Genomic DNA, 25,977 nt, shown 5'->3' with positions numbered 1-25,977 from the left:
TTGATAGTAGATGAGCGAAAAAAAAGCGCTACGGGCGGTTGTTGAAAATGTGATCTGTTACGCGAATGTTAATCATTGCTGTTTGTGGAGGCAGATCGGCAAAAACGCGCGGTTTTGTTTTTACTTTTTGTTTTTTCAATGAATACTGAATGGACGAGGGATAATACTGACAGAGGATTTTTTATGATGACCCTGGGCGTTCGCCGGACAATGTTAATGATGATGGCCACTATTCCGCTACTGCTTGGCAGCACGGCACTGTACGCCGGGACCAGCAGCGTGCAGCAAAAGCTGGAAGCGTTGGAGAAAAGCGCGGGCGGACGGCTGGGCGTGGCGCTGATTAACACCGCCGATGATTCACAAATTGTCTATCGCGCAGACGAACGCTTTGCGATGTGCAGCACCAGTAAGGTGATGGCGGCAGCGGCGGTGCTCAAGCAGAGTGAAAGTGATAAGGCGCTTTTAAATCAGCGTGTTGAAATTAAGAAGAGCGATCTGATTAACTACAATCCGATAGCGGAAAAGCACGTTAACGGCACCATGACGCTGGCAGAGCTCAGCGCGGCGGCATTGCAATACAGCGACAATACCGCCATGAATAAGCTGATTGCGCATCTTGGCGGCCCGGAGAAAGTCACCGCTTTTGCCCGTTCGCTGGGTGATGAAACCTTCCGTCTCGACCGAACCGAACCAACGCTTAATACCGCCATCCCCGGCGACCCGCGCGACACCACCACGCCGTTGGCGATGGCACAGACGCTGCGTAATCTGACGCTGGGTAAAGCGCTGGCGGAAACCCAGCGGGCGCAGCTGGTGACGTGGCTTAAGGGCAATACGACCGGCAGCGCGAGCATTCAGGCGGGGCTGCCAACATCATGGGTAGTGGGAGATAAAACCGGCAGCGGCGATTATGGCACGACCAACGATATCGCCGTTATCTGGCCGGAAAACCATGCGCCGCTGATTCTGGTGACCTACTTTACTCAGCCGGAGCAGAAGGCGGAAAGCCGCCGCGATGTGCTGGCCGCTGCGGCCAAAATCGTTACCGAAGGGCTTTAGCGTCGGTGCTTAAAAACGCCCCGCGCAGGTTGGCGGGGCATTGCGGTTCCTCAGCGGGCTGGTGCGCTGTCGCCAACCTGTGCCATGGCATACCACGCCATCAGTTCCGTGGTTCCCACTTCCCCTTCAGCCGGAGACCACGCCGCGTAGTCTTCTTCGGCGACAGGCTGATACGCGCCCTGTTTGACTTCAAAAATCACGCCGCCGTTGTCCAGTGACAGTACCGCATGCCAGGTGCCCGCCGCCATTTCCAGCACGGTGCAGCTTTCACCCAGCACCGCCCGGTGAGTCACGGTGCCCTGTTCGTCAAAATTCAGCACCACAAAGCGCCCGCTGAGCGGCAGCAGCAGCTCAAAGGTATGCGGATGGCGGTGTGGGCGCACGTAGGTGCCCGGTTCCATGGCAATCGCCAGACGCTGCACCGGGTCGCTGAGCTCAGGATGGAAATTTCGGTGCGCACGCAGGCGAGGAGAGTGTGCGGCGGCGGCGCTTTGCTGTTGCATATCGTTACAGGTGATCTGTTTCATCCTGAGGCCTTGTTTATGCGGGAAAATGTTGTCGTCAGATTGCCAGAACTTGCCGGGCAAGTGAAGTGGGTTGCTTGTGTCTTGCATCGTCAGGGACCATAGTTATTTAGTCGTTATTTAGTTTATGAATGATTGTTATGTGAGAGATTCGCCTATGGAGACGTACCTGAAAAAGATGAGAGGCGAGTGGCAGCTGCTGCTTGAGCAGACCGAACCTCACATACGGACACTGGCCGCAGAGATTGCGGTCGCCAATGCCCATGCGCTGTGCGCTGAATTTTATAAAGTGGTGCTGGCCGACCCTCACGCTGAGGAGTTCCTCAGCAACGAGCAGGTGGAAAAGCAGCTTAAGAGCGCGCTGGAGAAGTGGATTATCGATATTCTCTCCTGCAAAGAGGAAGATATCGATCGGTTGATTGAAGCCCAGCATACCGTTGCGGAAGTGCACGCGCGGATCGGTATTCCGGTTGAACTGGTGGAGATGGGATTCCGGGTGCTGAAAAAAATCCTCTATCCCGCCATTACTTACAGCTCGCAGGCGTCGGCCGATAAGCTACAAATCTACCACTTCGCTATCAACAGTATCGATCTGGCGATGGAGGTGATGTCGCGGGCGTTTTCCTTCAGTGAAAGCAGCCTATCGAAAGAAGATGAGAACTACCGTATTTTCTCGCTGCTGGAGAATGCCGAAGAGGAGAAAGAGCGTCAGATTGCTACGTTGCTGACCTGGGAACTCGATATCATCTATAAAATTGTGCTGGATTCGGATCTCGGCAACAGCATGCCGCTCAGCCAGTCGGACTTTGGTCTGTGGTTTAACCATAAGGGACGCCACTATTTCAGTGGTATTGCCGAAGTGGGCCATATTTCCCGTCTGATGCAGGATTTTGACGGCGTGATCCACGCCCTGAGCGCGGGAGATAAATCGCTCGGCAACAAAGCCCAGCGCAATAAATTTCTGATCCAACTTAGAAGTACGGTGTCACAGATCCTGACGCTGCTGCGCGAACTGTTTGAGGAAGTTTCCCGCCATGAGGTGGGGATGGACGTGCTGACCAAACTGCTCAACCGCCGTTTTCTGCCCACTATTTTTAAACGTGAAATCGTCCACGCCAACCGGGTTGGCACGCCGCTGTCTATCCTGGTCATTGACGTCGATAAGTTTAAGACAATTAATGATACCTGGGGCCATAACACCGGCGATGATATTTTGCGCCGGGTGTCTCAGGTCTTTTATGACAACGTGCGCAGCAGTGATTACGTGTTCCGCTACGGTGGTGATGAATTTATTATCGTCCTCACCGAAGCTTCCCCGGCTGATACCCTGCGCACCGCCGAACGTATCCGCAGCCGGGTGGAGAAAACCAAAGTGAAAGCGCCGGATGGCAATGATATTCCGCTGTCGCTGTCGATCGGGGCGGCGATGTTTAACGGCCATCCGGACTATGAACGGCTGATCCAACTGGCGGATGAAGCGCTCTACATTGCCAAAAAACGTGGAAGAAACTGCGTTGAGATGTGGAAAGCCGCTCAGTAGGTGGTAATGGGAGAGAGGCGACGAAAACGTCGCCTCTCTGTTTTTTACATCACCCCGAAGAGTTTAGGCAGGAACAGTGAGATCTCTGGGATATAGGTGACCAGCAGCAGAATCAGGAACAGTACGCCGTAGAACGGCAGCATGGCTTTTACCACCTGCTCGATTTTCTGCTTACTGACCGCGCTGGCAACGAACAGCACCGAACCGACCGGCGGCGTAATCAGACCAATCCCCAGGTTAACCAGCATAATCATGCCGAAGTGAACCGGGTCGATACCCAACGCGTTGGTTACCGGCAGCAGCACCGGCGTCAGGATCAGAATCAGCGGCGCCATGTCCATCAATGTCCCGATCAGCAGCAGCATGATGTTAATGCACATCAGGATCACGTATTTGTTATCGGAGATGCTGGTGAAGGCTTCGGTGATGCGCATTGGCAACTGCATATAGGTCATGATGGCGCCAAAGGCGGCGGCAAAACCAATCAGGATCATGACGATAGTGACGGTTTTTACCGTGCGATACATCAGTTTTGGCAGCTCAGACCATTTGTAATCACGATAGATAAACATCGTCACGAAGAACGACCACAGGCAGGCGATGGCCGCGGATTCCGTTGCGGTAAAGATGCCGGAGAGGATCCCGCCCATAATGATGACCACGGTCATCAGCCCCCAGAGGGTATCGACGAAAATCTTCAGCGCCTGGCGGAACGGCACGCGTTCGCCTTTCGGGTAGCCGCGCTTACGGGCGAAGCATACGCACATCACCATCAGGCTTAAGCTCAGCAGCAGACCCGGTAAAATACCGGCGATAAACAGTGCGGCAATGGAGACGGTGCCGCCGGTTGCCAGCGAGTAGATCACCGAGTTATGGCTCGGTGGCGTCAGGATTGCCTGCACCGAGCCGCTAGCGGTGACTGCCGCCGCGAAATCACGCGGATAGCCCTTTTTATCCATTTCCGGGATCATCACCGAACCAATAGACGCGGTGTCCGCCACCGACGAGCCGGAGATGGCACCAAAGAAGGTCGAGGCAACGATATTGACCAGCGATAGGCCGCCACGGATAAAGCCCACGAAAATATAGGCGAAGTTCACCAGCCTGCGGGCGATGCCGCCCTCGGCCATAATCGCCCCGGCGAGAATAAAGAATGGAATCGCCAGCAGGGAGAATTTGTTGACCCCGTTGGTCAACTGAATCATCACCGCTTCCAGCGGGATATCTATATACCAGGCGCCAATAATGGCGCTGATCCCCACGGCGAAAGCCACCGGTACCCCAATTGCCAGCATAATGCCGAGCGTAAAGACGAGAATAAATGCGTCCATCTGTTTTCCTTTTCTCAATAACCGGGGCTTAACTGGTGGAACCCAGCATCACGACGGGGCGCTGATACTGCGGGCCGCGCCAGAGCTTTTCGATGATGAAAAGCAGGGTGATGGCAGAGCCAATCGGCAGCGGCAGGTAGTTTTCTCCGGCGGTGAGCAGCGGGAACTCCGCCACCGGCTGTTCCCACAGCTCGTAGCAGAGCAGGGTGCCATACCAGAGAATAAACAGACTGATAGCCATCAGCATCAGGTCGGCCAGGATCAGGCAGACGCGGCGTGCACCTTCGCTCAGACGATCGGTGACCATGCTGACGGCAATATGGGAGCCCGCGCGATAGCTGACGGCGGCACCGATAAAGGTAAAGGTCACCATACATAAAATGGCAACCGGTTCAGGCCAGGAGAGGGCACTGTTCATCACGTAGCGGGCAAAAATACCCACGGGAATAACGGCAACCATGACCAGCAGCGCAAGCCCGGCAATCCACATGGAGATACGATAGATAATATCCATCAATGACGAATAGCGTTCATCCATAATCATAACCTCTAAGACATAATGGAACTGAGGCGGATGAACAGTTTCACCCGCCCGAACGATTACTTCACGTCCTGAATTTTCTTAATTAAATCCTGATGGTCTTTACCGTATTTATCGCGCACGGATTGAGTAGCGTTATAAAAGTATTCGGTGTCGATATTATGGAACTGAACGCCGTTGGCCTTCATCGTTTCGAGGGATTTTTCGTTATAGACTTGCCAAAGTTGACGCTGCTCCATCTGCGCCTCTTTCGCCAGATTGAGAATTAACTGCTGGTCCTCTTTTTTCAGCTTGTCCCATTTTGGTTTTGAAAACAGGAACAGTTCAGGAATAATAAAGTGTTTACTCCAGGTATAATTCTTCGCTACCGGTAAATAGTTATGGGCTACAAAGGTTGGCGGGTTATTTTCCGTGCCGTCAATGACGCCGGTTTGCATGCCGCTGAACACTTCGCTGGTTCCCATGGCAACGGCGTTAGCGCCCATGGCTTTTAAGGTATCCAGCGCCACTGGGCTGGTTTGTACGCGAATTTTCATCCCTTTGAGGTCTTCCGGTTTGGCGACCGGCTCTTTGGTGATGAGGTTGCGGGTACCGGCGTCCATCCAGCCGAGGAAGATCAGGCGAGACTTGCTATTGCCGGTTAGACGATCGCCAATTTCCTGACCAATCATACCATCAAGCACCTGATGCATATGGTTTTCATCACGGAAAATATAGGGCAGGGTAAAGACGTTAATCTCTGGCAGAATCGCTGCAACCGGGGCCATGGATACACGGATAATATCAATCGCACCCAATTGCGCCTGCTCAATCATCTGCTTTTCATCGCCGAGAACGCCGCCAGGGAAGGTTTTAATATCAAGACGGCCCTGGGTTGCGGTGCTGAGTTTTTCACCCATATGTTTTACGGCAACGACGTTTGGATAATCGGCAGGATGGACGTCAGCGGCGCGTAATGTTTGCGCGAGAGCCGTGTGGGCAGTCAATATTAAGGTCGAACCAATGCATAAACTTAACAGTGTTTTTGTCAATTTCATTTTCCTTCTCCAGGCACGTATTAATATCCATTAATAGAAAAAACAGAGTAAGAACCGCTCCTGAGAAGGGCGGTGAAAAAAGGACTTAATGCTGCTCGTTATGCAGGTTAATGATTGTAACTAATTATTTCGATGACGACGTTCACAAAAATAGATGTCTAACGCCAGGATTTGGAACAATGTTTCAAAAGTGTTTGTTGGATCGATATATTGGCGACTTTGAATTTGTTTTTTATATGTTAGGAGGCTATTTATATTATTAGTAATAATATAAAAGACGTAGAGGTGGGATGCGGGGGAAAAAACGATGGCTTTGCCGATCGACAGCGACGTTCTTTGCCTGGAACGGCATTGCGTCTGTAACCCCATGACCTTTTTGAGTCAAAATTAACTCGCGGCGTTTATTGTCGGCCAGCAGGAGATAGCATAGAGGCTGGATATGACGGGATCGTTTAGGTGAGATGAAGCATGAGGAGTATTCAGGATTTGTCCCCTGCAGGAATCGAACCTGCAACTAGCCCTTAGGAGGGGCTCGTTATATCCATTTAACTAAGGGGACAAAGTGGCGCCGAGTATAGCGTTTTTTGCCCCCAGGGGTAAGTATGTCGCTGTTTAACTGCTCAAACAGTCGCCACTCAGGGAAGATTCTTCTCATCTTTTTGCTGTATTTCTTTCTGTTCTGCCTGCCAACGCGCTTTTTCCTTACGCGCATTGCTCATGTCATTGCGAATCTGTGCATGGCTCATCAGGGCGAAAATAAAAGTCCCGCCGCAGATATTGCCGGCAAGGGTTGGCAGGGCGAAAGGCCAGATAAAATCACTCCAGTGAAGCGTGCCGCTGAATACCAGATAGAGTATTTCGACTGAACCGACCACAATATGCGTGGTATCACCCAGCGCGATAAGCCATGTCATGAGGATAATGACCACGATTTTTGCTGCTCCCGCAGAGGGGAACATCCAGACCATCGTCGCAATCAACCACCCTGAAATAATGGCGTTTGAAAACATCTCTGTTGGGTTATTTTTCATCACGTCCATGCCGATTTTGGTGAAGGCATCGCGCGTCGGTTCATCGAAAATAGGCATGTACTCAAACGCCCATGCTGCGATGCCCGTTCCGATAATATTCCCAAGAAGCACCACGCCCCAGAGCCTCATCAGTAAACCAACATTCCCCAGGGTTGGTTTTTGCATCACGGGCAGTACGGCGGTGACGGTATTTTCGGTAAAGAGCTGCTGGCGGGCCATAATGACGATGATAAAACCAAAGGTATAGCCAAGGTTCTCAAGAAGAAAACCGCCGGGCACGCCGTCGAGCTGAACATGAAAAATACCTTTTGCGAGCAACGATGCTCCCATTGATAGCCCTGCGGCGATGGCGGACCAAAGCAATGCCATTGCATCGCGTTCCATCTCCTTTTCTCCCTCCTGGCGAATATGTTCATGAATCGCCATGGCGCGCGAAGGGAGCCGGTCTTCATCTACTTCGATTTTTTTCCCCTGCTGTTTTTCTTCACTTTCTACTGCTAAGTCATCATGGTGGCGATCTAGAGTCTCTTTTTTGCTTTCATCCATAGCGGTGGCCCTGAATAAGCACGTATAGCCTAAGCGTAGCGGGTTACAGGCAATGCAGGTTTGGCGCTATTCTGAAATACTGGCATTACTGCATAGATTTAATTGAGGTCGGCAGGCAAGGCGCGCTACAGCCCTGTCTTTACCAGGCTATGATAAAATCAACAAAACTTGGCTATATAGACATCGTCCGATGGGCTGTTACAATCGCTCACATCTAAACAGGCGGATACGTAAACGTGCCGCATGGATGGCAATCAGCGATAGCCATAATCAACAGGGAGACATTTATGAAGCTTCGCCTGTCGGCGCTTGCGATCGGGACGACACTGCTGGTGGGCTGTGCGAGTTCCGGTACTGAACAGCAGGGGCGTTCAGACCCCTTCGAAGGTTTTAACCGCACGATGTACAGCTTCAACTTCAACGTGCTGGATCCTTATGTCGTTCGTCCAGTGGCTGTAGCCTGGCGTGATTATGTTCCGCAACCTGCACGTAATGGCCTGGGTAACTTCACCAGCAACCTGGAAGAGCCGGCAACGATGGTGAACTCCTTCTTACAGGGCGACCCGTACCAGGGGATGGTTCACTTTACCCGCTTCTTCCTCAACACTATTCTGGGGATGGGCGGCTTTATCGATGTGGCAGGCATGGCTAACCCTAAACTGCAGCGCGTCCAGCCGCACCGCTTTGGCAGCACGCTGGGTCACTACGGCGTAGGCTACGGCCCGTATCTGCAACTGCCGTTCTACGGCAGCTTCACGCTGCGTGAAGACGGCGGCGATTTCGCGGATACCACCTACCCAGTGCTTTCCTGGCTGACCTGGCCGATGTCCGTTGGTAAGTGGATGGTAGAAGGGGTGGAAACACGCGCTCAACTGCTCGATTCTGACGGCCTGCTGCGCCAGTCCTCTGATCCATACATTATGGTCCGCGAAGCCTACTTCCAGCAGCATGACTTTATTGCCAACGGCGGTAAGCTGAAGCCGGAAGAAAATCCGAACGCGCAGGCGATTCAGGACGATCTGAAAGACATCGATTCTGAATAGCGAATCGGCGGCAATAAAAAAGGGTGAACATGATGTTCACCCTTTTTTTATGTCGGTTAGCTATCAGAAGCGATAGTTGAAGTTGGTACCGAATAGCCAGGCTTTACCTTCGGATTTGAAGGTGTAGCCACCTTCTTTAATGGTGACGTCCTGACCGTGCATATAGGATGCACCGAAGTCGATAGAAGCGTCATCGTTAAAGGCGTAGGTGGTACCTGCGCTGAGCCAGAAACGATCCTGATCCGGAATGGAGATAGAACGGTTATCAGCTGGAACCGGGCTATCGTCAAATGCGATACCGGTGCGGAAGGTCCAGTTCTTATCGTAGTAGTAGGTGGTACCCAGCGCGATACGGTAAGCATCTTTAAAGCCTTCTTCTTTATAGAAGAGCTGCTGACCGTTTGAACCAGTGGCTTTCAGCTCCTGGAACTGGCTCCAGCTGGTGTAGGCGATGCTATAGTGGATAGCCCACTGCGGATCGACGCGGTTATAACCGGAGACTTCCCACATTTCAGGCAGGTTCAGGGTTAGAGAGCCTGGAATGGTGGTGCCGCTGGTACCGAATGGCGCATCAATACCCAGACCTGGAAGTACTACGTTTCCTGTAGGTGTAATTGAACTTCTGTAGTCGCCATCAAAATCGATTTTAACTTCGGAACGATAGGTCAGGCCCCAGCGGTTGTTCTTATCCAGTTCATACAAAATACCGGCGTTCCAGCCGTAGCCCCACTCATCACCTTTAAGGTGGGCGATTTGTGAGCTTGTTGACGGTACACCAACAAGCGCGCCAGCGCCCATGCTGTTTGCTACCGTACTGATATCACCCGCCGTACGCTCAATTTTCGCTTTGGCATACACCGCATCAAAACCGAGACCGAAGCTCCAGGAGCTATTCAAGCGGTAAGCACCGCTCAGGTTCAGGTTGATAGTCTGCAGGTCGGTAGTCCCGCCAAACGGACCCGCGGCGTAGTTATCATTAAACTCCGTCGCCAGACCATAGTTGGAGGTTACTGAAGCGCCCCAGCCAAACTGTTCGTTAATAGGCATAACGAAGTGCATGTTAGGAACCCATGCCGTTGGCGCAATATTATCGGCATTGGTGCTTTTGCCTGTATTTGGCGACTTACCCTTAATATTTACATCTGGGTCGATAAACACCGCACCAGCAGAAAACGTTGGGCGGTCGAACATCATAATCAGCGCCGGGTTACGGCTAGCATTACCCGCATCGTCTGCGATAGCACCTTCGCCGGAATAGGCACGGCCCAGACCAGAGGCTGAGAATTCATTAAGCTGGAAGCCTGCGGACCAGGCTTGAGTTGAAACAAGTGCCACTGCGACAGCAAGAGCAGACTTCGTATAACGGGTTTTCTGGCTCATGACCATAACCTCATTGAGTTATTTTTATACAAACAATGTTACATGTAGTAACAGAAGCGCGAAGTGTAGGGGCTGGACTACGACAGAGAAATCAGACCAGTGACGAGAGTATAGGTCTGACCAGCTGGTATGTTGCAATATTGTTTATTAATTTTTTCTGAGATGTTGTTTGAAACGGGATCTGGTTGGCAAAATTGCGGGTCTGGTCATAGGGTCAGAAACGCTAAATTTGTTTTAGATCATTTTTAATTGTGATTTCGGTCACTTAACGTCAGAGATCACATTCTCGACTGGAGGCGTAAGGCGGGCGGACGTAAAATATCCTCATCGTTTATCTGGCACCTTGAGTGCACAAAACAGAGGAAATCTACAATGAGCAAATGTAGTGCTGATGAAACCCCGGTTTGCTGCTGCATGGACGTGGGTACCATTATGGACAACTCCGACTGCACCGCTTCCTATAGCCGTGTATTCGCGAACCGTGCCGACGCAGAAGCAACGCTGGCCGCGCTGTCAGAAAAAGCCCGTAGCGTAGAATCTGAACCCTGCAAAATCACCGCTGACTTCAAAGACGTTGAAGGCGGCGTGCAGCTGGATATCGATTTTGTCTTCGCCTGCGAAGCTGAAACGCTGATTTTCCAGCTGGGCCTGCGTTAATCGCGCCTCTCGCATAACGGCTTTAAATAACGCCCCTGCTACTCGCGTAACAGGGGCGTTTTCTTTTGTTCTCAGTGTGTTTTAGCTCTCAATTTTTTCTCTCCCTGATTGGCTAAGTGTAATAAATTAGTTAAAACTGTTATCAGGTCAGACCACTTGGTTTTATTCCGTTAACAGGGGAGAGTTATGAGTCAGGCGTTACCGCTTATCACCCGTCAGGGCGATCGCATTGCTATAGTCAGTGGGTTACGTACCCCGTTTGCCCGACAGGCGACCGCTTTTCACGGCGTTCCCGCCGTCGACCTCGGTAAAATGGTCGTGGGTGAAATGCTGGCCCGTAGCGAAATCTCCCCTGAAGTTATCGAACAGTTAGTCTTTGGTCAGGTGGTGCAGATGCCCGCTGCGCCGAATATCGCCCGTGAAATTGTGCTGGGTACCGGCATGAACGTGCATACCGATGCCTACAGCGTCAGCCGCGCCTGCGCCACCAGCTTCCAGGCGGTGGCGAACGTTGCGGAAAGCCTGATGGCAGGCACTATTCGCGCCGGGATTGCGGGCGGGGCCGACTCTTCCTCGGTGCTACCCATCGGCGTGAGCAAAAAGCTGGCGCGTACGCTGGTGGATGCCAACAAGGCCCGTACTCTGGGCCAGAAACTCAAACTCTTCTCTCGTCTACGCCTGCGTGACCTGATGCCGGTACCTCCGGCGGTGGCGGAATACTCGACCGGTCTACGGATGGGCGACACCGCGGAGCAAATGGCGAAAACCTACGGCATTACCCGCGAGCAGCAGGATGCGCTGGCAAACCGCTCGCATCAACTGGCGGCGCAGGCCTGGGCGGCAGGAAAATTGAACGATGAGGTCATGACGGCCTACTCGCCGCCGTACCGCAACCCACTGGAGCAGGACAACAACATCCGTGCAAACTCCACGCTTGCCGATTACGCCAAGCTGCGTCCAGCGTTTGACCGTCAGCATGGCACGGTGACGGCGGCCAACAGTACGCCATTAACCGACGGTGCGGCTGCGGTTATCCTGATGACCGAATCCCGCGCCAAAGAGCTGGGGCTGGTGCCGTTGGGCTATCTGCGCAGCTACGCTTTTACCGCCATTGATGTCTGGCAGGATATGCTGCTGGGGCCGGCATGGTCCACGCCGCTGGCGCTGGATCGCGCAGGGCTGACCTTTGCCGACCTCACGCTTATCGATATGCATGAAGCCTTTGCTGCCCAGACGCTGGCGAATATTCAGTGTCTGGCGAGCGAAAAATTTGCCCGCGAGGTGCTCGGGCGCAGCCACGCTACCGGTGAGGTTGATGAAAGTAAATTCAACGTCCTGGGCGGTTCTATTGCCTACGGCCACCCGTTTGCGGCAACCGGCGCACGAATGATCACCCAGACCCTGAATGAACTGCGCCGCCGTGGCGGTGGCTTCGGACTGGTGACGGCGTGTGCGGCGGGTGGATTAGGTGCGGCAATGGTTCTGGAGGCTGAATAATGGAAATGAAATCTGCATTTACGCTCACCGTGCGCCCGGACAACGTGGCGGTAGTGACGATTGACGTACCTGATGAAAAAATGAATACCCTGAAGGCTGAGTTTGGCGGCCAGGTGCGTGCGATCCTCAAGCAGATCAGAGAAAACAAAGCGCTGCAGGGCGTGGTGCTTATCTCCGCGAAGGCAGATAACTTTATCGCCGGGGCGGATATTAATATGATTGGCCGCTGCAAAAGCGCTCAGGCAGCGGAATCCCTCGCCCGTCAGGGGCTGCAGGTGATGGCCGAAATCCACAGCCTGTCGATTCCGGTGGTCGCCGCAATCCACGGTGCCTGTCTGGGAGGCGGGCTGGAGCTGGCGTTAGCCTGCCATGCGCGTATTTGCTCAGACGATGGGCGAACCGTACTGGGATTGCCGGAAGTACAGCTTGGCCTGTTACCGGGTTCCGGCGGCACCCAGCGTTTACCGCGTTTGATTGGCGTCAGCACGGCGCTGGATATGATTCTCACCGGCAAGCAGCTTCGCGCTCGTCAGGCGCTGAAAGCCGGGCTGGTAGATGAAGTCGTACCGCACTCAATTCTGCTGGAAGCTGCTGCCGAATACGCCCGCAAACCGCATCACGAACACCGTCGTTTGCCGGTGCGCGAGCGCATTCTGGCGGGGCCGCTGGGGCGCAATCTGCTGTTTAGCATGGCCGCCAAAAAGACGGCGCAAAAAACGCAGGGTAACTATCCGGCGACCGATAAAATTCTGAAGGTCATTGAAACCGGCCTGGCACATGGCGTGAACAGCGGCTATGAGGCAGAAGCGCGCGCGTTTGGCGAGCTGGCGATGACGCCGCAATCTAAAGCGCTACGTAACATTTTCTTTGCCAGTACCGATATCAAAAAAGATCCCGGTGCCGTTGTTGCGCCTGGCCCGCTGCGCTCGGTAGGCGTGCTGGGCGGTGGATTAATGGGGGGAGGCATTGCCTACGTCACGGCGATAAAAGGCAAATTGCCAGTACGTATTAAAGATATTAATGCCAACGGGATTAACCATGCGCTGAAATACAGCTGGGACCAGCTTGAACAAAAAGTGCGCCGTCGCCATATGAAAGCGGCAGAGCGTGACGCGCAGCTGGCGTTAATCTCCGGCAGCACTGACTACCGTGGTTTTGCCCATCGCGATCTGGTGATTGAGGCGGTATTTGAAGATTTAGCGCTCAAGCAGAAGATGGTTAGTGAGATTGAACAGTATTGCGCACCTCACACTATTTTTGCCTCAAACACCTCATCTTTGCCGATTGGCGATATTGCTGCCTTGGCCCAAAGGCCTGAACAGGTTATCGGCCTGCATTTTTTTAGCCCGGTAGAAAAAATGCCGTTGGTCGAGGTGATTCCCCATGCAGGAACCTCAGAGCAGACCATTGCTACCACCGTGAAGCTTGCCAAGAAACAGGGCAAAACGCCGATTGTGGTCGCAGATAAAGCGGGATTCTACGTTAACCGCATTCTTGCGCCCTACATCGCCGAGGCCATGCGCATGCTGGTGGATGGTGAAAGTGTCGAACATATTGATAATGCGCTGGTTAAATTTGGCTTCCCGGTTGGGCCTATTCAGTTGCTCGATGAAGTGGGTATCGACACCGGCACCAAAATTCTGCCTATTCTTGAAGCCGCCTACGGCGAACGTTTTAGCGCGCCTGCAACGCTCATTCAGGCAATTTTGAATGACGATCGCAAAGGCAGAAAAAATGGTCGCGGTTTCTATCTTTATGGTGCGAAAGGGCGTAAAAGCAAGAAACAGGTCGATAGCGCGGTCTACTCCCTCCCGGGGATGTCGGCTCGGCGTAGTCAGTGTTCGGCTGAGCAAGTGGCTGAACGCTGCGTGATGCTGATGCTGAATGAAGCGGCGCGTTGCAGTGATGAAGGCGTTATCCGTAGCGCCCGTGACGGCGATATCGGCGCGGTCTTTGGCATTGGTTTTCCACCGTTCCTCGGTGGCCCGCTGCGCTATATGGATTCATTAGGCGCGGGTGAGGTAGTTGCCCGGTTGCAACGATTGGCTACACAGTATGGTTCGCGATTTACCCCTTGCGAGGCACTTGTGCAGCGGGCGGAACGCGGCGATACCTTTTGGCCAGGTGATGAAACAGATTCGCTGAGCTGAGGTCAAAGGTAGTGGAACCCAGATGAAATGCATGGTTTTTGGCTATTTTGTAAACGGATGTTGACTATACTTACACCAGTAAGGTAAAAATCAGCGTTTCATTCAGTGAATGGATAAGGCACAATGCCCGGCTACCGCGTCACCGTTATGGTGACGCTGGTGCTTCTGGTCAACAAAAGCGGTGCAATATGCAAGTTTTTATTATGCGTCACGGCGACGCTGCCCTCGATGCAGCCAGTGACTCGGTTCGTCCTCTCACCGGTTGTGGTTGTGATGAATCTCGTCAGATGGCAACCTGGTTGAAAGACCAAAATGTGAATATCGATCGTGTTCTGGTGAGCCCGTTCCTGCGTGCGGAGCAGACGCTCGAAGTGGTAGGGGAGTGCGTTAACCTGCCAAAAGAGGTGGATGTTCTGCCTGAGCTTACGCCATGCGGCGATATTGGCCTGGTCAGCGCCTATCTTCAGGCGTTAGCCAATGAAGGGACTTCATCGGTGCTGGTGATTTCTCACCTGCCGCTGGTGGGCTATCTGGTTGCTGAACTCTGCCCAGGCGAAGTTCCGCCGATGTTTACCACCTCCGCCATTGCCAGCGTTACCCTTGACGCTAACGGACAAGGTGTCCTGAACTGGCAAATGAGCCCGTGCAATCTGAAAATGGCGAAAGCGATTTAATCGTTATTTACCCAGCTTGATGGCTGGGTAATGTCAATTTTCCCTGTAGCCCGGACGAGGCGTTTACGCCGACTCCGGGAATCTGTCAGGGGAGTTCTGGCGGCAGCCACTCTTCCACTTCAATCAGAACCAGCAGCGCGGCATCTCCACCGTACTCTTTCGACGCCTGATGAAACGCCATCACGTGCGGGTGCTGAGCCAGCCACAGCGGCGTTTGCTGCTTCAGAATATGTTTGCCGTGCCCGTGCATCACGCAGGCGCAGAACACATGCTCACGACGGCAGGCGGCAATCAGCGCGCCCAACTCCTGTTTGGCCTGCATTTGCGTTAACCCGTGCAGGTCGAGAAACAGCTCCGGTGAATAGTCACCGCGGCGCAGCTTTTTCAACTCAAAGTGGCTGACATCTTCGCGCACGTATTTGACCGGGCCGTTGGTATTGAGCAGTGGCTGAAATTCGTCGGAAAAGTAGTGGCTGTTGTCTGCCTGCTCCTGTAACAGGCGCTTTGGCGGCACTTCGCTTATCTTTTTGCGTATCGGGCGATGAACGATGGTGTCCTGCTTAATTTTGCGGGTGCCCGTCATTAGCTGCTGGAAGAGCGCCTGATCCTCCTCGCTCAGTGAATTTTTGTTCTTCATTGATTCTTCTCAATTCGTCTTTTCCCTTAGTTTACCTTTTCGCGCTGCTCCCTGCAGCGAAAACGCTTTTTTCCCCGCACCCTACGCAAGAATGCTGATTTATCGCCGCCTTCATGGCAAACTAGCCGCCGAATTTACCCCGACGCATGCCCCTGGAGGACAATGTGGATAAGATTTTTGTTGATGAAGCAGTCAATGAGCTGCATACCATTCAGGACATGCTCCGCTGGGCGGTAAGCCGCTTCAGCGCGGCCGAGATCTGGTACGGTCACGGCACCGACAACCCGTGGGATGAAGCGGTGCAGCTGGTGCTGCCGACGCTCTACCTGCCGCTGGATATTCCAGAAGATATGCGCAGCGCGCGCCTGACCACCACGGAAAAACAGCTGATCGTTGAACGCGTGATCCGTCGCGTGAACGAACGTATTCCGGTGGCCTATCTGACCAACAAAGCCTGGTTCTGCGGCCACGAATTCTACGTTGACGATCGCGTGCTGGTGCCGCGCTCCCCCATTGGTGAGCTGATTAACAACCGCTTTGCAGGCCTGATTAACCATCGTCCTGAGCATATTCTCGACATGTGCACCGGTAGCGGCTGCATCGCGATTGCTTGCGCCTACGCCTTCCCGGAAGCGGAAGTGGACGCCATTGACGTCTCCCCGGATGCGCTGGCCGTCACCGAATTCAACATTGAAGAACACGGCATGATCCACAACGTCACGCCGATCCGTTCCGATCTGTTCCGCGACGCGCCGCAGCTGCAATACGATTTGATCGTCACCAACCCACCGTACGTGGATGAAGAAGATATGTCTGACCTGCCGTCAGAATATCGCCACGAACCGGAGCTGGGTCTGGCTTCCGGCGCAGATGGCCTGCACCTGACCCGTCGTATTCTCGGCTGCGCGCCGGATTACCTCACCGACGACGGTATTCTGATTTGTGAAGTGGGTAACAGCATGGTACATCTGATGGACCAATACCCGGATGTTCCGTTCACCTGGCTCGAGTTTGATAACGGCGGTGACGGCGTCTTTATGCTGACCAAAGCGCAGCTGATTGCCGCGCAGGATCACTTCGCCCAGTACAAAGACTGATTAATCCAGCACGCAACAACAGAACAACGATAACGGAGTCGTGATGGCAGGAAATACAATTGGACAACTCTTTCGTGTAACGACCTTTGGTGAGTCGCACGGCATCGCGCTGGGCTGCATCGTTGACGGTGTGCCACCGGGCATCCCGTTAACCGAAGCGGACCTCCAGCACGACCTTGACCGTCGTCGTCCGGGCACGTCGCGTTACACCACCCAGCGTCGCGAACCGGATCAGGTGAAAATCCTCTCCGGCGTGTTCGAGGGGGTGACCACCGGTACCAGCATTGGTCTGCTGATTGAAAACACCGATCAACGTTCGCAGGACTACGGCGCCATTAAAGACGTCTTCCGTCCGGGGCACGCAGACTACACCTACGAACAGAAATACGGCCTGCGCGACTATCGCGGCGGCGGCCGTTCTTCTGCCCGTGAAACGGCGATGCGCGTAGCGGCAGGGGCGATTGCCAAGAAATTTCTTGCGGCGAAATTCGGTATCGTTATTCGCGGTTGTTTAACTCAGATGGGCGACATTCCGCTGGCGATCAAAGATTGGGATCAGGTAGAACAGAACCCGTTCTTCTGCCCGGACCCGGACAAGATCGAGGCGCTGGACGAACTGATGCGCGGCCTCAAAAAAGAGGGCGACTCTATTGGTGCCAAGGTCACCGTAGTGGCGGATGGCGTGCCTGCAGGTCTTGGCGAACCGGTGTTTGACCGTCTGGATGCGGACATCGCCCATGCGATGATGAGCATCAATGCGGTAAAAGGCGTGGAGATTGGCGATGGCTTTGAAGTGGTGAAACTGCGCGGCAGCGAAAACCGCGACGAAATCACCAAAGCCGGTTTCCAGAGTAACCACGCGGGTGGCATTCTGGGCGGTATTAGCAGTGGTCAGCAGATCGTGGCGAATATTGCGCTGAAGCCGACTTCCAGCATCACCGTACCGGGCAAAACGCTAAACCGCTTTGGCGAAGAAGTGGAGATGATCACCAAAGGTCGTCACGACCCTTGCGTGGGCATCCGCGCGGTGCCCATTGCTGAAGCGATGCTGGCAATTGTGTTGATGGATCACTTTATGCGCCAACGCGCGCAGAATGCTGATGTGACAACGTCGATCCCACGCTGGTAAACATGAAAAAAACCGTTATTGCGCTGCTGGCTCTGGTGGCCAGCGGCACGGCGCTGGCGGCAACGCCGTGGCAGAAAATCACCCAGCCTATCAGTGGCAGCGCACAGTCTATTGGCGCGTTTGCCAACGGCTGCATCGTGGGCGCTCAGCCGCTCCCGCTGCAGTCTGACACCTATCAGGTGATGCGTACCGACCAGCGCCGCTACTTTGGTCACCCGGATCTGGTGCAGTTTATCCAGCGCCTGGGCAACCAGGTACAGCAGCATGGCATGGGTACGATGCTGATTGGTGATATGGGAATGCCTGCCGGCGGGCGCTTTAACGGCGGGCACGCCAGCCACCAGAGCGGGCTGGATGTCGATATTTTCCTGCAGCTACCGAAGGCGCGCTGGAGTTCAGCGCAGTTGCTGAAGCCCCAGGCGCTGGATTTGGTCAGTGCGGATGGCAAACGAGTGGTTCCGACGCTATGGAAACCAGAAATCGGTCAGTTGATTAAGCTGGCAGCCGAAGATAGCGAAGTGACGCGCATTTTTGTCAACCCAGCGATTAAGCAGCAGCTTTGCCTCGATGCAGGTAACGACCGCGACTGGCTGCGTAAAGTGCGTCCGTGGTTCCAGCATCGTGCACATATGCACGTACGGCTGAAATGCCCAGCAAATAGTCTTGAGTGTGAGGAGCAGGCACCGCCTCCGGCCGGAGATGGCTGCGGCGCTGAGCTGCAAAGCTGGTTTGAACCACCGAAACCTGGCACCACTAAACCTGTGAAGAAGACGCCTCCTCCGTTGCCGTCTTCCTGTCAGGCGCTACTGGATGAGCACGCACTCTAATGGACAGTTTCTCCACACTCTTTATGGTTGAGCCACTTATGCTGGTGGCGCTTTTCTTTACTGCGATTCTGGCAGGGTTTATTGATTCACTGGCGGGTGGCGGTGGTTTGCTCACCGTTCCGGCACTGATGGCTGCGGGTATGCCACCGGCACAGGCGCTGGCGACAAACAAGTTGCAGGCCTGCGGCGGATCGCTTTCCGCCTCTATCTATTTTGTTCGTCGCAAAGTGGTGAACCTTGCGGATCAAAAGCTCAATATTCTGATGACCTTCATTGGATCGATGATCGGTGCGCTTTTAGTGCAGCATGTGCAGTCAGAAATCCTACGTCAGATTCTGCCGCTGTTGATAATTGGTATTGGCCTCTATTTCCTGCTGACGCCGAAACTCGGCGAAGCAGACCGCCAGCAGCGCCTTTACGGTCTGCCGTTTGCACTGGTTGCCGGCGGCTGCGTCGGTTTCTATGACGGCTTTTTCGGTCCGGGAGCGGGTTCGTTCTACGCGCTGGCGTTTGTGACGTTGATGGGCTTTAACCTCGCTAAATCTACTGCGCATGCCAAAGTGTTGAATGCCACTTCCAACGTTGGCGGGCTGCTGCTGTTTATCATCGGCGGCAAAGTTATCTGGGCTACCGGATTCGTCATGATGGTTGGGCAATTTTTCGGTGCCCGCATGGGTTCTCGCTTAGTGTTAAGTAAAGGGCAGACGCTGATCCGCCCGATGATTGTGGTGGTTTCCGCGGTGATGAGCGCGAAGCTACTATATGACAGCCATGGACAGCAAATCCTGCATTGGTTAGGGATGAATTAATGACAAACACGCACGATTACCAACAACTGGTGACGATTTTCGATGGCTGCTTTGCCGATGAGTTTAATACTCGTCTGATTAAAGGCGACGACGAACCCATCTATCTTCCGGCTGATGCCGAAGTGCCCTATAACCGTATCGTTTTCGCGCACGGCTTTTTCGCCAGCGCGCTGCACGAAATCTCGCACTGGTGTATTGCCGGAAAAGCACGTCGTGAACAGGTCGATTTTGGCTACTGGTACTGCCCGGACGGGCGCGATGCCAAAACCCAGGGGCAGTTTGAAGACGTAGAGGTGAAGCCGCAGGCGTTTGATTGGTTGTTCTGCGTGGCGGCGGGGTTCCCGTTTAACGTCAGCTGCGACAACCTGGAAGGTGACTTCGAGCCTGATCGCATTGTGTTCCAACGACGTGTGCACGCACAGGTGATGGCCTATCTTGCAGAAGGCATTCCGCCGCGCCCGGCGACGTTCATCAAAGCACTACAGAATTATTACCATACGCCGGCCCTAACGGCGGAACAATTTCCATGGCCGGAAGATCTCTAAGGCCATGTTACCGAAAGAGGAAAGAAGATGATCGCGGAGTTTGAAGCACGCATTCTGGCGTTAATTGATGACATGGTGGAGCACGCCAGTGATGATGAGCTGTTTGCCAGCGGTTATCTGCGTGGCCATTTAACGCTCGCCGTGGCGGACCTGGATGAAGATGAAGTCCATAACGCCGATGCGCTGTATCGCAACGTAACCCAGAGCCTGGAAACCGCTATCAGCGCCGGTGAACTCTCCCCGCGTGACCAGGCGCTGGTGAAAGAAATGTGGGATAACCTCTACCAGCAGGCTTCCCACTAATCGCTGTTGCCCGGTATCGCTGCCGGGCAATTTGCTCGCTTATTTTACCGCTTTTCCCTTCAGCAGTTTTCTGACCCATAGTCGATTTGGATTGAGTGCCGCCAGGGTCTGCGCATCCAGCGGCAGCGGTTCATCACTCATTTGTGCCGCAAGTACTTCCGCTGTTAACGGTGCCGTACACAGCCCACGTGAGCCCAGTCCACCCAGCATAAACAGGTCCTGATAATACGGTGCAGATGCTGCCGCTTGAGGATTCTCGTTGAGCGTCGCGTACTCGGCAAGCGTAGCGGCGTAGTCCGGCACGTTACCGACCATTGGCAGGTGATCGCGCGTAGCACATCGCACGCCGCAGCGGGCTTCATTGGCGCTCACGTCCACTTCCTGCGCCCAGCGCTGCTGCGGGAAACAGTCAATCAGACGCTGACGGTTATGCCGCTGGTCTTCCTCGTTAAACATCATGTCGCGCTGCCCGCGATGGTAGCTTGCGCCTATACAGTGCTGCTGATTATGAGGATTTTGTGGTGTTAAATACCCGTCGTAGCACAGCACCTGTCGAAGGTTTGCCAGATGCTCAGTGGTGGGGATATGGCTGACCTGGCCGCCGACGGCATACACCGGTAGCGCCTCGGTTTGGGCTAGCTGATTGATATTATGCCCGGTTGCCAGCACCACGGCAGGTGACGCGGCCGTTTGCCCATCGGCAAAGCTAAGCTGCCAGCTATCGACAACACGGGTGAGGGAGGTCAGTGTTTTTCCATAGTGCACCTGAAGACCCTGCTGGCAGGCCAGCTCAAACGCCCCGGCAGTCAGCTGCGCCGGGCACAGCCAGCCCCCTGAAGGATATTGAATTCCCCCGCAGTCGGTTGTCAGCCCTGCGCTTATGTGAACCTCATCTGCCGTTACCGCATGAGCAACCTCGACGGGCAGATCCATTGCCAGCATATTGGCGATTTTCTCCGCGCTTTTTTCATCAAAGCCAAGCTGAGTCACGCCGCACCACTGATGATCAAACGCCACGGGCAGGGCGTCGTAGAAGCGTCGGGCATAGAGAAACGCCGCCGGGAAGAACTGCGCCAGCGCGGCATCGTGGGCACTTAACAGGGGATACAGCGCGCCCTGGCGATTGCCGGATGCGCCCTGCGCGGGAGCTTCATCGGCGCAATAGAGCGTCACCGCCCAGCCACGGCGTAGCAGGGCGAGCGAAAGCAGGGCGCTGGCAATGCCGCCGCCAATAATGGCCACATCGCGCTTTTGGCTCGCGGTACGTGCAAACCAGGGTGTGCGCTGCTCGTTAGGTTGGGCGATTGCCATTTCACCGATCAGCATATCGCGTTTACGGCCAAAGCCCTTGGTCTTATGCATGGTGAACCCGGCTTCCTGCAGGCCACGGCGGACAAATCCCGCCGAGGTGAAGGTGGCAAGCGTGCCGCCCGGTCTGGCGGTTCGCGCCATCGCGGCAAACAGCGTTGGGGTCCACATATCCGGGTTTTTCGCAGGGGCAAAACCATCAAGGAACCAGGCATCGACCTGCTGATTAACGCTATCGTCGAGTTTGTCGGTGAGCTCGTTGATATCGCCAAACCATAAATCCAGCGTGACGCGACCCCCGTCGAGCAGCAGGCGATGACAGCCAGCCAGCGGCAGCGGCCACTGTGCTAGGAGTTGTTCAGCCCACGGTGCCAGTTCCGGCCAGTGCTGATGCGCCAGACGCAGGTCATCGGCTTTGAGCGGGAATTTTTCAAAACTGACGAAATGTAATCTTTGTAGCGTAGCGTCAGGATTCTGGCGGCAAAAGGCGTCGAACGCCTGCCACAGCGTCAGGAAATTGAGGCCGGTACCAAACCCACTTTCTGCCACCACAAACAGCGGGCGAGGGTGGTTTGGGAAGCGTTCCTCGAGTTGATTACCGCCGAGAAAGACGTAGCGCGTCTCTTCCAGGCCGTTGTCATTGGAGAAGTAGACATCATCAAAATCTCGGGAAACAGGTGTACCCTCACTGTTAAATTCGAGGTTGGCAGATTGTATGGCGTTATGTTTCACGTAAGTTACTCGTGTGGCAAGGAGTCTGAGGATCTTAACGATGCGGGCTCGATGGCGCAAATTTCTGCATAAAATTGCTGATCGGACTTGTTCGGCGTACAAGTGTACGCTATCTTGCGACTCGAAACTTTAAAATAGTGATGACTTACAGAGGTATTGAATGAAACGTGCAGTGATTACTGGCCTGGGTATCGTTTCCAGCATCGGTAGCAACCAGCAGGAAGTCCTGGCATCTCTGCGTGAAGGACGCTCGGGGATCACTTTCTCTCAAGAGTTCAAAGATTCTGGTATGCGTAGCCACGTATGGGGTAACGTCAAACTGGACACCACCGGTCTTATCGACCGCAAAGTGGTCCGTTTCATGAACGATGCCTCTATCTATGCTTATCTCTCCATGCAGCAGGCGGTTGAAGACTCTGGCCTGAAAGCAGAAGATTATCAGAACAACCCGCGCGTAGGCCTGATTGCCGGCTCCGGTGGTTCTTCTAAAGCGCAGGTATTCGGTGCTGACGCAATGCGTAGCCCGCGTGGCCTGAAAGCGGTGGGTCCATACGTTGTGACCAAGGCGATGGGGTCTGCGGTTTCCGCGTGCCTCGCGACGCCGTTCAAAATTCACGGTGTGAACTACTCCATCAGCTCCGCATGTGCTACCTCCGCACACTGCATCGGTAACGCAGTAGAGCAGATTCAGCTGGGCAAACAGGACATCGTCTTTGCCGGCGGTGGCGAAGAGCTGGGCTGGGAAATGGCCTGTGAGTTCGACGCGATGGGCGCACTGTCTACCAAATACAATGAAACGCCAGAGAAAGCTTCCCGTACCTATGACGCGCACCGTGATGGTTTCATCATCGCAGGCGGCGGCGGTATGGTTGTGGTTGAAGAACTGGAACACGCACTGGCTCGTGGTGCGCATATTTATGCAGAAATCGTTGGTTACGGCGCAACGTCCGATGGCGCAGATATGGTGGCTCCATCCGGTGAAGGCGCAGTGCGCTGCATGAAGATGGCGATGCACGGCGTTGACACCCCAATCGACTACCTGAACTCCCACGGTACTTCTACGCCGGTAGGCGATGTGAAAGAACTGGGCGCTATTCAGGAAGTGTTCGGCGACAACAGCCCAGCAATTTCTGCAACCAAAGCGATGACCGGTCACTCTCTGGGCGCCGCTGGCGTACAGGAAGCTATCTACTCTCTGCTGATGCTGGAACACGGCTTTATCGCCCCAAGCATCAACATCGACGAGATGGACGAGCAGGCTGCGGGTCTGAACATCGTGACGGAACCAACCGACCGCGAACTGACGACCGTCATGTCCAACAGCTTCGGCTTCGGTGGTACTAACGCCACGCTGGTCATGCGTAAGCTGTAATTTTTACAGTTGGTGAGAAAAAGGAGCCTTCAGGCTCCTTTTTTTATGCGTTGACAATCGCCTGAAATAACAGGCAAACTCCTGGCTCAACATTATCATCACGATAATGCGTAAGCGTTCAACGTCAACCAACGCACCTTAATCCTGATGATCAGGTAGAGGGGGCGTGGCCACAGTACCTCGCCTTACTCAGCATTCTGGAGTAAAGCATGACAGCAGTCACTCAAACTGAACCAACATCTTCTTCGAACGGGTCGTTATTCCGCATCGCGTTTGCGGTGTTTCTGACCTATCTCACCGTCGGCATTCCGCTGCCGGTCATCCCACTCTTTGTGCACCAGGAACTGGGCTACGGCAACACCATGGTGGGCATTGCCGTGGGCATTCAGTTCTTTGCTACCGTTCTGACGCGTGGCTATGCCGGGCGTCTGGCGGACCAGTATGGCGGTAAGCGTTCGGCATTGCAGGGCATGGCCGCCTGTGCGTTTGCCGGGGCTGCCTGGCTTGGTGCGGCGCTGCTGCCGGTGGACGCGATGGTCAAATTTGGCCTGCTTATTATCGGGCGTTTGATTCTGGGCTTTGGTGAAAGCCAACTGCTAACCGGTACCCTGACCTGGGGAATGGGGCTGGTGGGGCCTAAGCAGTCCGGCAAGGTGATGTCCTGGAACGGTATGGCGATATTTGGTGCGCTGGCCGCGGGGGCACCACTGGGGCTGTTTATCAATGCGCGCTATGGTTTTGCCGTGCTGGCCGGGGTCACCATGGCCCTGCCGCTGCTGGCCTGGGCCTTTAATGGCTCGGTGCGTAAGGTCGCCGCGATGGCCGGGGAGCGTCCGTCGCTATTCAGCGTCATTGGCCTTATCTGGAAACCGGGTATGGGGCTGGCGCTTCAGGGCGTGGGCTTCGCGGTGATTGGCACCTTCGTATCGCTCTATTTTATGAGCAACGGCTGGTCGATGGCGGGCTTCACGCTGACGGCCTTTGGCGGCACCTTCGTGCTGGTGCGTATTCTGTTTGGCTGGATGCCGGATCGCTTTGGTGGCGTGAAGGTGGCCGTGGTCTCGCTACTGGTGGAAACTGTGGGCCTGTTGCTGCTGTGGCAGGCGCCGAGTGCGTGGGTGGCGCTTTCCGGCGCAGCGCTGACCGGGGCCGGCTGCTCGCTGATTTTCCCGGCGCTGGGCGTGGAAGTGGTGAAACGTGTGCCTCAGCAGGTTCGTGGTACGGCGCTGGGTGGCTACGCCGCGTTCCAGGATATCGCACTGGGCGTATCCGGGCCGCTGGCGGGCATGCTGGCGACCTCATTCGGCTACCCGTCCGTCTTCCTGGGCGGGGCGATTTCCGCCGTGCTGGGGATTGTGGTCACCCTCTGGTCATTCCGAAAGTAATCGTTATTGCCCGGCTCTGCGCGTCTGGGAGCCGGCAACCGCTTTACGCGGCAGGAAGTATTTCACCTGAAATTCAAACATATTGGTGTACAGAATCGAGTAATCGATAGGGTTCGACTGTTCATCAATGGCCTGTGTTTGCATACGAATAATTGGGTCTAACGCGCTGATGTGCAGCAGGTTGGCCACGTCCGGTGACGGTAGAATAGGTTGAATAGACTCATAGCAGCCGAGAATTTTCACGCCGCATTCATTCTCAATATAGGCAAATTTCGATTTCTTCATATGGGCAAGCGTCAGGTCCGGGAACCGGCTGGCGGAGAGCCACGTCTCTTCAATCTGCATGGCAATATTGTCGATTAAACGCAGACGTTTAGCGTAGTACACCGGTTCGCCGAGCATCACCCGCAGGTTGTTGGCAATCTCTTCAGAGGCGGTCTGTAGCTCAAACTTCAGGATCTGGCTGGTGGGGGTTTTACCCTCGTTGCGGGCGATTTCGGTAAAGCTATCGAGATGGGTCACGGAGGCCTGAAAATGTTTATTTCGCAAATAGGTGCCTGAACCGTGCCGCCGTTCAATCATCCCTTCCTCTTCCAGCGTTTTTAGCGCTTTGCGTAACGTATTGCGCGAAACATCATAATGCTCTGCCAACTCTTTTTCCGATGGCAGAAGATCGCCGATATTGTAGATTGAGCTGTTTAATCTGTTTTTAAGCAGATTGATGACGTTCTGATAAACCACTTTTGAACCTCCTTAAATCCTTTTCAAACAAAAGGTTACAAAACCATTTCCGTAAGAATGCACCAACACGTTCAGCTATCAG

24 protein-coding genes and 1 tRNA gene are annotated in these 25,977 nt (G+C 54.3%); 15 read left to right on the top strand and 10 right to left on the bottom strand.

Annotated elements, in window-relative coordinates; translation table 11 throughout:
• Positions 1 to 183: 183 nt before the first annotated feature.
• Positions 184 to 1,059 (top strand): CTX-M family extended-spectrum class A beta-lactamase, encoded by an 876-nt coding sequence (gene blaCTX-M / locus V6944_RS03340; protein ID WP_333497869.1) that lies wholly within the window; start codon positions 184 to 186, stop codon positions 1,057 to 1,059.
• Positions 1,060 to 1,109: 50 nt separating this feature from the next.
• Here the strand turns inward: blaCTX-M and V6944_RS03335 are convergent, their stop codons facing one another.
• A complete protein-coding gene (locus V6944_RS03335) occupies positions 1,110 to 1,586 on the bottom strand; it encodes a WbuC family cupin fold metalloprotein (protein ID WP_333497868.1) in 477 nt (158 codons plus the stop codon).
• A gap of 154 nt (positions 1,587 to 1,740) precedes the next feature.
• Here V6944_RS03335 and V6944_RS03330 point away from each other — a divergent pair, with 154 nt between their 5' ends.
• Positions 1,741 to 3,123 (top strand): diguanylate cyclase, encoded by a 1,383-nt coding sequence (locus V6944_RS03330; RefSeq protein ID WP_333497867.1) that lies wholly within the window; start codon positions 1,741 to 1,743, stop codon positions 3,121 to 3,123.
• A 44-nt stretch (positions 3,124 to 3,167) separates the two neighbouring features.
• Here V6944_RS03330 and V6944_RS03325 read toward each other — a convergent pair whose 3' ends face one another.
• The 5 genes from V6944_RS03325 to V6944_RS03305 form a co-directional block, all read right to left on the bottom strand.
• On the bottom strand, positions 3,168 to 4,454 hold the full coding sequence (locus tag V6944_RS03325; RefSeq protein ID WP_185669521.1) for a TRAP transporter large permease: 1,287 nt from the start codon (positions 4,452 to 4,454) through the stop codon (positions 3,168 to 3,170).
• Between the two features lie 28 nt (positions 4,455 to 4,482).
• Positions 4,483 to 4,992 (bottom strand): TRAP transporter small permease, encoded by a 510-nt coding sequence (locus V6944_RS03320; RefSeq protein WP_185669522.1) that lies wholly within the window; start codon positions 4,990 to 4,992, stop codon positions 4,483 to 4,485.
• Between the two features lie 62 nt (positions 4,993 to 5,054).
• Positions 5,055 to 6,032, bottom strand: a complete 978-nt coding sequence (locus V6944_RS03315) for a TRAP transporter substrate-binding protein (protein WP_333497866.1) — start codon at positions 6,030 to 6,032, stop codon at positions 5,055 to 5,057.
• A 487-nt stretch (positions 6,033 to 6,519) separates the two neighbouring features.
• Positions 6,520 to 6,591 (bottom strand) — tRNA-Arg (locus V6944_RS03310).
• A gap of 76 nt (positions 6,592 to 6,667) precedes the next feature.
• Entirely contained in the window at positions 6,668 to 7,609 is a 942-nt protein-coding gene (locus V6944_RS03305) for a formate/nitrite transporter family protein (protein ID WP_333497865.1), read from the bottom strand.
• A 287-nt stretch (positions 7,610 to 7,896) separates the two neighbouring features.
• Here V6944_RS03305 and mlaA point away from each other — a divergent pair, with 287 nt between their 5' ends.
• Positions 7,897 to 8,652 (top strand): phospholipid-binding lipoprotein MlaA, encoded by a 756-nt coding sequence (mlaA, locus tag V6944_RS03300; RefSeq protein ID WP_333497864.1) that lies wholly within the window; start codon positions 7,897 to 7,899, stop codon positions 8,650 to 8,652.
• A 63-nt stretch (positions 8,653 to 8,715) separates the two neighbouring features.
• Here mlaA and fadL read toward each other — a convergent pair whose 3' ends face one another.
• On the bottom strand, positions 8,716 to 10,032 hold the full coding sequence (gene fadL / locus V6944_RS03295; RefSeq protein ID WP_333497863.1) for a long-chain fatty acid transporter FadL: 1,317 nt from the start codon (positions 10,030 to 10,032) through the stop codon (positions 8,716 to 8,718).
• A gap of 372 nt (positions 10,033 to 10,404) precedes the next feature.
• On the opposite strand from fadL, the gene V6944_RS03290 reads away from it, so the two are divergent.
• The 4 genes from V6944_RS03290 (at position 10,405) to sixA (ending at position 15,010) form a co-directional block, all read left to right on the top strand.
• Complete coding sequence (locus V6944_RS03290; RefSeq protein WP_333497862.1) at positions 10,405 to 10,689, top strand: YfcZ/YiiS family protein; 285 nt, start codon at positions 10,405 to 10,407, stop codon at positions 10,687 to 10,689.
• A 186-nt stretch (positions 10,690 to 10,875) separates the two neighbouring features.
• Positions 10,876 to 12,186 (top strand): acetyl-CoA C-acyltransferase FadI, encoded by a 1,311-nt coding sequence (gene fadI, locus V6944_RS03285; protein ID WP_333497861.1) that lies wholly within the window; start codon positions 10,876 to 10,878, stop codon positions 12,184 to 12,186.
• Positions 12,186 to 14,336, top strand: a complete 2,151-nt coding sequence (gene fadJ, locus V6944_RS03280; protein WP_333497860.1) for a fatty acid oxidation complex subunit alpha FadJ — start codon at positions 12,186 to 12,188, stop codon at positions 14,334 to 14,336. Before fadI ends, fadJ begins: the two co-directional genes overlap by 1 nt.
• 188 nt (positions 14,337 to 14,524) lie before the next feature.
• Positions 14,525 to 15,010 carry a phosphohistidine phosphatase SixA gene (gene sixA / locus V6944_RS03275; RefSeq protein WP_220438227.1) on the top strand — a complete coding sequence of 162 codons (486 nt, stop codon included), beginning with the start codon at positions 14,525 to 14,527 and terminating at the stop codon, positions 15,008 to 15,010.
• 85 nt (positions 15,011 to 15,095) lie between these two features.
• On the opposite strand, the gene smrB is transcribed toward sixA, so the two are convergent.
• A complete protein-coding gene (gene smrB, locus V6944_RS03270) occupies positions 15,096 to 15,647 on the bottom strand; it encodes an endonuclease SmrB (RefSeq protein WP_185669531.1) in 552 nt (183 codons plus the stop codon).
• 164 nt (positions 15,648 to 15,811) lie between these two features.
• Between smrB and prmB the strand changes: the two genes are divergently transcribed.
• From prmB to V6944_RS03240, 6 genes are read left to right on the top strand one after another with little or no spacing between them, the layout of a single operon-like run.
• Positions 15,812 to 16,744, top strand: coding sequence for a 50S ribosomal protein L3 N(5)-glutamine methyltransferase (gene prmB, locus V6944_RS03265; RefSeq protein WP_333497859.1), 933 nt, complete (start codon positions 15,812 to 15,814; stop codon positions 16,742 to 16,744).
• 43 nt (positions 16,745 to 16,787) lie between these two features.
• Positions 16,788 to 17,873 (top strand): chorismate synthase, encoded by a 1,086-nt coding sequence (gene aroC / locus V6944_RS03260; RefSeq protein ID WP_185669533.1) that lies wholly within the window; start codon positions 16,788 to 16,790, stop codon positions 17,871 to 17,873.
• 2 nt (positions 17,874 to 17,875) lie between these two features.
• Positions 17,876 to 18,700: a penicillin-insensitive murein endopeptidase gene (mepA, locus tag V6944_RS03255; protein WP_333497858.1), complete on the top strand. Its 825-nt coding sequence runs from the start codon at positions 17,876 to 17,878 to the stop codon at positions 18,698 to 18,700.
• Positions 18,700 to 19,509: a sulfite exporter TauE/SafE family protein gene (locus tag V6944_RS03250; protein ID WP_333497857.1), complete on the top strand. Its 810-nt coding sequence runs from the start codon at positions 18,700 to 18,702 to the stop codon at positions 19,507 to 19,509. The genes mepA and V6944_RS03250 overlap by 1 nt, the downstream gene beginning before the upstream one ends.
• Positions 19,509 to 20,054 (top strand): elongation factor P hydroxylase, encoded by a 546-nt coding sequence (locus V6944_RS03245; protein WP_333497856.1) that lies wholly within the window; start codon positions 19,509 to 19,511, stop codon positions 20,052 to 20,054. The genes V6944_RS03250 and V6944_RS03245 overlap by 1 nt, the downstream gene beginning before the upstream one ends.
• Positions 20,055 to 20,081: 27 nt before the next feature.
• Entirely contained in the window at positions 20,082 to 20,357 is a 276-nt protein-coding gene (locus V6944_RS03240; protein WP_333497855.1) for a YfcL family protein, read from the top strand.
• A gap of 39 nt (positions 20,358 to 20,396) precedes the next feature.
• On the opposite strand, the gene mnmC is transcribed toward V6944_RS03240, so the two are convergent.
• Complete coding sequence (mnmC, locus tag V6944_RS03235; protein WP_333497854.1) at positions 20,397 to 22,397, bottom strand: bifunctional tRNA (5-methylaminomethyl-2-thiouridine)(34)-methyltransferase MnmD/FAD-dependent 5-carboxymethylaminomethyl-2-thiouridine(34) oxidoreductase MnmC; 2,001 nt, start codon at positions 22,395 to 22,397, stop codon at positions 20,397 to 20,399.
• Positions 22,398 to 22,557: 160 nt separating this feature from the next.
• Between mnmC and fabB the strand changes: the two genes are divergently transcribed.
• Positions 22,558 to 23,769: a beta-ketoacyl-ACP synthase I gene (gene fabB / locus V6944_RS03230; RefSeq protein ID WP_185666770.1), complete on the top strand. Its 1,212-nt coding sequence runs from the start codon at positions 22,558 to 22,560 to the stop codon at positions 23,767 to 23,769.
• Positions 23,770 to 23,978: 209 nt separating this feature from the next.
• Positions 23,979 to 25,154, top strand: coding sequence for an MFS transporter (locus V6944_RS03225; RefSeq protein ID WP_333497853.1), 1,176 nt, complete (start codon positions 23,979 to 23,981; stop codon positions 25,152 to 25,154).
• 3 nt (positions 25,155 to 25,157) lie between these two features.
• Here the strand turns inward: V6944_RS03225 and V6944_RS03220 are convergent, their stop codons facing one another.
• Positions 25,158 to 25,895: a GntR family transcriptional regulator gene (locus V6944_RS03220; RefSeq protein ID WP_333497852.1), complete on the bottom strand. Its 738-nt coding sequence runs from the start codon at positions 25,893 to 25,895 to the stop codon at positions 25,158 to 25,160.
• Positions 25,896 to 25,977 lie beyond the last annotated feature (82 nt).

The sequence above is a fragment of the Kluyvera sp. CHPC 1.2972 genome (assembly GCF_036759925.1).
GTDB lineage: Bacteria > Pseudomonadota > Gammaproteobacteria > Enterobacterales > Enterobacteriaceae > Kluyvera.
Note: the sequence above shows the minus strand (reverse complement) of the source record. Positions and strands in the feature narration are given on the sequence as shown.